This is a genomic window from Isoptericola sp. NPDC055881 (assembly GCF_053615895.1).
In genome coordinates this window covers 1-6,653 of the sequence record NZ_JBSHCR010000120.1, presented here as the reverse complement: position 1 = coordinate 6,653, position 6,653 = coordinate 1, and the positions used below count along the sequence as shown (strand labels likewise).

5 protein-coding genes are annotated in these 6,653 nt (G+C 74.7%); 2 read left to right on the top strand and 3 right to left on the bottom strand.

Annotation, left to right across the window (positions count from 1 at the left end):
• Positions 1-110: 110 nt before the first annotated feature.
• A complete protein-coding gene (locus ACWGKI_RS20305; protein ID WP_452189454.1) occupies positions 111-1,163 on the bottom strand; it encodes a LacI family DNA-binding transcriptional regulator in 1,053 nt (350 codons plus the stop codon).
• 216 nt (positions 1,164-1,379) lie between these two features.
• Here ACWGKI_RS20305 and ACWGKI_RS20300 point away from each other — a divergent pair, with 216 nt between their 5' ends.
• On the top strand, positions 1,380-1,955 hold the full coding sequence (locus tag ACWGKI_RS20300; protein WP_452189452.1) for a DNA-3-methyladenine glycosylase I: 576 nt from the start codon (positions 1,380-1,382) through the stop codon (positions 1,953-1,955).
• A 3-nt stretch (positions 1,956-1,958) separates the two neighbouring features.
• On the opposite strand, the gene ACWGKI_RS20295 is transcribed toward ACWGKI_RS20300, so the two are convergent.
• The gene (locus tag ACWGKI_RS20295) at positions 1,959-2,399 is read right to left on the bottom strand and encodes a DoxX family protein (protein ID WP_452189450.1); all 441 of its coding nucleotides are present in this window, start codon (positions 2,397-2,399) and stop codon (positions 1,959-1,961) included.
• A gap of 103 nt (positions 2,400-2,502) precedes the next feature.
• On the opposite strand from ACWGKI_RS20295, the gene ACWGKI_RS20290 reads away from it, so the two are divergent.
• Positions 2,503-3,228, top strand: a complete 726-nt coding sequence (locus tag ACWGKI_RS20290) for a ZIP family metal transporter (RefSeq protein WP_380241996.1) — start codon at positions 2,503-2,505, stop codon at positions 3,226-3,228.
• A gap of 28 nt (positions 3,229-3,256) precedes the next feature.
• Here the strand turns inward: ACWGKI_RS20290 and ACWGKI_RS20285 are convergent, their stop codons facing one another.
• Positions 3,257-6,580 (bottom strand): GH92 family glycosyl hydrolase, encoded by a 3,324-nt coding sequence (locus ACWGKI_RS20285; RefSeq protein WP_452189448.1) that lies wholly within the window; start codon positions 6,578-6,580, stop codon positions 3,257-3,259.
• Between the last annotated feature and the right edge of the window lie 73 nt (positions 6,581-6,653).

Sequence of the window (6,653 nt, the reverse complement as noted above, 5' to 3'; positions counted from 1 at the left end):
GTGCGGTGTTCTGGCCGGCCCCGCCCGGCGGGGGGGGCCCCCCGCGGTGGGGTTTTCTCCTCGCCCGGGCGGCGCCCCACAAAACCCCGCTACGTCGAGCGTCCGGAGCGTCAACCGGCGGGCGGCGTCTCGCCGCTGCCCCGTGGCACGAGGCGCGTCGGCACGACGACGAGCTGCGCGGCACGGGTCGGGTCCTCGGCCCGCGCCAGCGCCAGCGCCGCGGCCTGGCGCCCCATCTCGACGGCGTCGTACCCGACCACCGTCACGCCCAGCAGGTCCGCCAGCTCGAAGTCGTCGAACCCCACGAGCGCCACCTGCGCGCCCCCGGCCCCTGACCGGTCACGGAGCGCGTGCAGCGCCCCCACCGTGATCTTGTTGTTCGCGGTCACCAGAGCGGTGGGCGGCTCGTCGAGCGCCAGCAGCTCGGCGACCAGCTCGCGGGCTCCGTCCGCGTCGTGCGCGCCGTCCCGCACGTACCGCTCAGGATCGGCGACGTCGGCCTCGGCCAGGGCAGCGACGAACGCGGCGCGACGCTCCCGGAAGGTCCAGAGCCGGGACTCGTCACCGACCAGCCCGATCCTGCGGTGCCCGTGCTCCAGCAGGTGCCGCACGGCCGCGCGCACCCCGCCGCGGTTGTCGATGACCACCGTGTCCGCCTCGACGTCGGGCGCCGGCCGGTCCACGAGCACGACGGGGAGCCCCGCCGCCTGCTCCTCGCGGAGCGCGTCGTGGTCCCCGGACGCCGGGGTCAGCACCAGCGCCCCCACGCGCCGCTCGAACAGCTCGTCCGTGAGCTGGCGCTCGCGGGCCGGGTCCTCGTCGGAGCTCGCGGTGAGGAGCTGCAGCCCCCGCCCCCGCAGCTCGCGCTCGATGCCGCTCGCGAGCGCCGAGTAGAACGGGTTGGCCAGGTCACCCGTCACGAAGCCGACCAGGCGCGCCGCCCCGCCGCGGGCGAGGTCGGCGGCGGCGGCGTTGCGGCGGAACCCGAGCGCGTGGGCCGCGGCCTGCACACGCTCGCGGGTGCCGGCAGCCACGTTCGGCTCGGCGTTGAGCACGCGCGACGCCGTCTTGAGGCTCACCCCGGCGCGCTCGGCGACCGCCGCGAGCGTGGGACGCCGGGCACGGCGCCGGCCGGGCTCGAGCGTGGGGGTGCCTTGCGTCATCAGTTCTCCCGACATCTTGGTGCCGACGACGATATCGAGAACCTCGGCGACGACAGGCCTCGGGAACGGCGGACGCCCAGGGATCACCCGCTCGGCGAGGACGTCGCGAGCTGGCCGCAGGGTTCGAGCCTGCCCCCAGGGGGAGCACCGGGGGGCACCTGGGGACATCTGGGGACACGGTCCCCGGGTGTCGGGATCTGCGTGCACGCTGGGGGCATGACGACGACCATCCCCGCCGCCCGGTGCTTCGGCGACGGCGACCCCCTGTACGAGGCGTACCACGACACCGAGTGGGGGGTCGCCGTGCACGGCGAGGCCGCGCTACTGGAGCGCATCGCCCTGGAGGGTTTCCAGTCCGGGCTGTCCTGGATCACGGTGCTGCGCAAGCGGCCGGCGTTCCGGGAGGTGTTCCTCGACTTCGAGCCGGCGCGGGTGGCCGCGCTCGGGCCCGACGACGTGGAACGGCTGCTCGGCGACGCGCGCATCATCCGCAACCGGCAGAAGATCGAGGCCACCATCGGCAACGCGCGGGCCGTGCTGGCGCTGCACGACGCGGGACGCACGCTCGACGAGCTGTTCTGGTCGTTCGCCCCGGCGCCGCGGGAGCAGCGGGTCGCCGCGTGGGACGTCGTGCCCGCCAGCACCCCCGAGTCGGTGGCGCTGGCGAAGGCGCTCAAGAAGGAGGGCTTCCGCTTCTTCGGGCCGACGACGGCGTACGCGGCCATGCAGGCGTGCGGGCTGGTGGACGACCATCTCGCGACCTGCCCGGTGGTGACCTCGCGGCAGCCCTGAGGGTCAGTCCTGCGCGGCCCGCCGCAGCGCGCGGAAGGCGCCCGTCGACCACAGCGCGAGCGCGACCAGCACCGGCTGGAAGAACAGCCGCACCAGCCGCTTGGTGTCCGTGTCGAGCCCGAAGCCGTCCTTGTGCTCGAGCCACTGCCCGACGTTCCCGGGGAAGATCACCACGAAGAACGCCGCGACGAGCAGCCCGACGGCGACCTTCCACCGGGACAGTGCGACCAGCGACCCGCCGAGCACGATCTCCACGACGCCGGACGCGAGCACCGTGACGTCCTCGTCGACCGGGAACCAGGCCGGCACCTGGGCGCGGAACTCCTCGCGAGCGACCGTCAGGTGAGTTACCCCGGCGCCTGCGAGCGCCAGGCCGAGCGCGACGCGGCTGATCGTGCGCGGCGGTGAGGTGCGTTCCGGGCGGGTGAGCTCCTGGAGATCCATGGCGCGATGCTCGCAGGGCTGCGGCCACGCCGCACCCGAGGGTGCGGAACCCGTGGGGGTCGGCGCGCGAGCGGGCTTGTCCGGTACCTGATGAGATGCCGGGATGAGTGGCTTCTGGTGGGGACTCCTCGGCAGCTCGTCGCTGCTGATCGGCGCGGCGCTGGTGCTGTGGCGCACGCCGAGCAGACGGCTCACGGGCCTGATCATGGCGTTCGGCGCCGGGGTGCTGATCAGCGCGGTCGCGTACGACCTGGTGGAGGACGCGTCCAGGGCCGCGAGCGGGTGGGTGCTCCTCGCGGGGCTCGCGGCCGGCGCGCTGACGTTCTTCGTCGGCGACCTGCTCATCGACCGCCGCGGTGGTCGTGACCGCAAGCGGTCCACCGGCGCGCAGTCGGCGGGGTCGGGCGGCGCGATCGCCCTGGGCACCGTGCTGGACGGCATCCCGGAGTCGGTGGTGCTGGGCTCCACCCTGGTCGGTGGGGGCGGGGTGAGCGTCGCGGTGCTCGCGGCCGTGTTCATCTCCAACCTGCCGGAGGCGATGTCCGCCACGGTCGGGCTGCGCCAGGCCGGGACCTCCACCGCGCGGCTGGCGCTGCTCTGGGGCGGCACGACGCTCGTCTCCGCGCTGGCCGCGGGCGTGGGGTACGCCGTGCTGGGTTCAGCGGACCCGGTGACCATCGCCGTCGTGCAGGCCTTCGCGGCCGGGGCGCTGCTGACGATGCTCGTGGACACCATGATCCCGGAGGCGACCGAGTTCGGCGGCCCGGTGACGGGGCTGGTCACCGTGCTGGGGTTCGCCACCGCGTTCGGCCTGTCCGCCCTGGGCTAGGCCGACGCGGGAGGACGTCCTCGGGCGGCTACCGCCCGTCCGCGAGCAGCTCGATCTGCGCGAGCGTGAGCGGCCCGTCGCCGGCCGCGCCGGTGACGACCAGCCGCACGACGGCGGAGGGCGCGGGCCGGGCGACGGTGAACGGGCGCGTCTGGCGCGACCAGCGGAACACCTCGCCCGACCGCTCGTCGAGCGTGGTCCAGGTGTCCCCGTCGTCGGATCCCTCGAGGCGCCACCCGGCCGGCGCCGCGCCGTCCGGGCCGGAGGTCAGGGTGTACCGGACCACGACCGGCCGCGCGCCGTCGCCCGCCCACGTGACGACCGGTGCACGCGAGGCGAAGGTCAGCACCGTCGCCGAGGTGTCGTCCACCAGGACGTCGCCGTCGCGGGCGGCGCCCCCGTCGTCCACCTGCACGCTGCCGTCGCGCGTGACGTCGACCAGCGGCGCGGGCGGCGCGTCGCCGGCGGTGAGGGACGGCGGCGCGTCGCCCGGGCCGGTGCCCCAGCCGGACGGCTCGGGGCCCATGACGACCTCGACGGTGGCGCCGCCCGTGAGGTCGGCGTGGTCCAGCCAGGCGGCGGTGCGGGGCGAGCCGTCGACGGTGAGGGACTGCACGTAGACGTTCTCGAGAGAGTTCTCCCGGGTGCGGATCACGAGGTCGCCGTCGGGCCGGTGGACCGTCACCTCGTCGAACAGCGGCGACCCGACCGCGTACCGCGGGGAGCCGACCTGCAACGGGTAGAACCCGAGCGCGGCGAAGATCCACCACGCGGACATCTCGCCGTTGTCCTCGTCGCCGGGGTACCCCTGACCGATCTCGCTGCCGACGAAGAGACGACGCAGCGTCTCGCGCAGGATCCGCTGCGCCTTCCACGGCGCACCCACGGCGGTGTAGAGCCAGGGCACGTGGTGCGAGGGCTGGTTGCTCACGCCCCACATCCCGAGCCGCACGTCGCGCGCCTCCGTCATCTCGTGGATGACCTGCCCGTACCCGCCCACGTGCGTGCCGTCCTCGGGCCGGTCGAAGAACTCGTCGAGCCGCTCCTCGAGCCCTGCGGGGCCGCCGTAGAGATTGGCCAGGCCGCGCGGGTCGTGGGGTGCGTGGAAGGCGAAGTTCCAGGCGTTCGTCTCGGTGAACGGGCCGCCCCAGTCGTCGGGGTCGAAGTCGCGCGCAGGAGGCGTGAACGCCCCGTCCGCGCCCCGCGCGCGGAAGAACCGGACCTCTGGGTCGAACAGGCCGCCGTACTGGCCCGCGCGGTCCAGCAGGTATTCCGACTCCTCGCGCAGCGTCGCACGCCGGTCGTCCGGCGTCGCCGGGTCGTCCGCGAGCGCCGCCGCCATCGTGCCGGTGCCGAAGTCGTTGAGGCAGCCCTCGAGCCCCCACGACACGGACTCGTCCGTCGAGGCGGGCGTGAACCCGAGGAACGCCGACGTCTCGAGGCCCTTGCGCCCGACGGCGTCGTGCGGGGGCGCGACGGTGGCGTTCCGGAGGGCGGCGTCGTACGCGTCGAGCGCGAGCGCCGTCGGCAGGGCGCCCTTGAGGTAGGCGTCGGCGAGGGCGACGTCGGAGCTGGTGCCGGTCATGAGGTCGGCGTACCCGGGCGAGGACCAGCGCGAGATCCAGCCGCCGTCGCGGTACTGCTGCACGAAGCCGTCGGCGAGCTCGGCGGTGAGGTCCGGGTACAGCAGGGACAGCGCGGGCCACGCGGTGCGGTACGTGTCCCAGAAGCCGTGGTTGACCATCATGCGGCCGTCGACGACGGCGGCGCCGGTGACCGTGTCGGTGCTCTCCCCCACGGGCGGGGCGACCGGGCTGGCGTGCCGGAGCACGGGCGCCTCGGCGGTGCCCGTGTTCTCGGTGTGGGAGCTCGGGTAGAGGTGCAGCCGGTACAGGTTGGAGTACAGGGTGACGCGCTGGTCGTCGGTGGCGCCGGCCACCTCGACGACACCCAGCCGCTCCCGCCAGAGCGCCCGCGCGGCCTCCTGCACCTGGGCGAACGGCCGCTCGGCGAGCTCCAGGTCGAGGGCGTGGCGTGCCTGGTCCAGGCTGAGGTACGACGTCGCGAGCCGGAGCTCGACGGCGGGCTCGCGGGTCGTGTCGAAGGTCGCGAACCGCGCGTGCTGCCGGTCGCCCGCGGCGGCACCGACCGCGAGGGGCGCACGGTCGAAGGTGCCGGCCACGAACATGCGCGAACGGCCCACGGACAACGGGCTGCCGTCGTCGACCCACCCCGTGACGGTGCCGTCGGGGTGCACCGTGAGACGGGCCGCGCCGGCGGAGGTGGTGACGGTGTCCAGCAGCACGTGCCCGACACCGTCGGGGGCGTCGGCCGGGAAGCCGAACCGCAGCACGCCGCCGTGGTCCGAGGGCGTGGCCGCGAGGGTGACCCCGCCCGCGAAGGTCACGGTGTACAGGTCGGGCCGGGCGGTCTCGTCCGCGTGGTCGAAGGGCAGCCCACGGGCGGCGAGGTCGGCCGTGGGCGTGCCGGCGCCCGTGGCGGGCTGCACGACGAGCTGGTTGCGGTCGCCCATCCACGGGCTGGGCTGGTGCGAGACGCCGAACCCTTGCAGCACCGGCCGGTTCTCGTGGTCGTTGGCCCGGTGGTACTCGTAGAGCCAGCGCTGCGAGGACGCGTCCGTCATCGGCACCCAGAGGGTGAACCCGTTCGGCACCGCCGTGGCGGGCGCGTTGTTGCCGCGGGAGAACTGCCCGCTCGACATCGTGCCGCGGCGGGTGTCGACCAGGTCCACGGGGTGCACAGAGGCGTCGCCGACGACGGCGGGCTCGGCCGTCAGTGCCACGTCATCGACCCAGCCGGAGAACGCGGCGTCGGCCATGTCCGCGGGCGGGTCGCAGCGCAGCAGGATCGCGTCCACGGTGCGCCCCGCCGCGACCGCGCCGACGTCGACCCGCACGGAGTTCCACTGGTCGGCGTAGAGGATCTTGCCCTCGCCCTGGGCGCGCGCCGTGGCGCGGGTGCCGTGCGCGTCGGTGGCCGGGAGGTCCGACAGGAACGTGCCGTCCGTGAACGCCAGGTCGAGCGCCACGTAGGTGGACGGGTACCGCAGGTCGCCGCGCAGGTCCGGCAGCACGACGTAGCTCAGCCGGGTGCGCGGCCCGACCTCGATCCCCAGCCCCTCGAAGAGCACGTGCGTGGCGGCGCCGTCCCCGTCGCGCAGGCCGGCGAAGCCGAGCGCGTGCAGGCCGGAGAAGCCGGCACGCGCCTTGTGCGTGGCGCCGGACGCGGGGCCGTTCCCCACGCGCACGACCAGCGGCGCGCGTCGGGAGGATGCCAGCGGTGCGGGGTCGCCGGGCTCGAAGGACGTCGCGAACGAGGTGGGAGGCGTCATCGGATCTCCTGGGTACGGGGCTGCTGCCGGCACGACGTAGCGATTCCTCCTCGTCCCGGCCTGGGACGAGGAG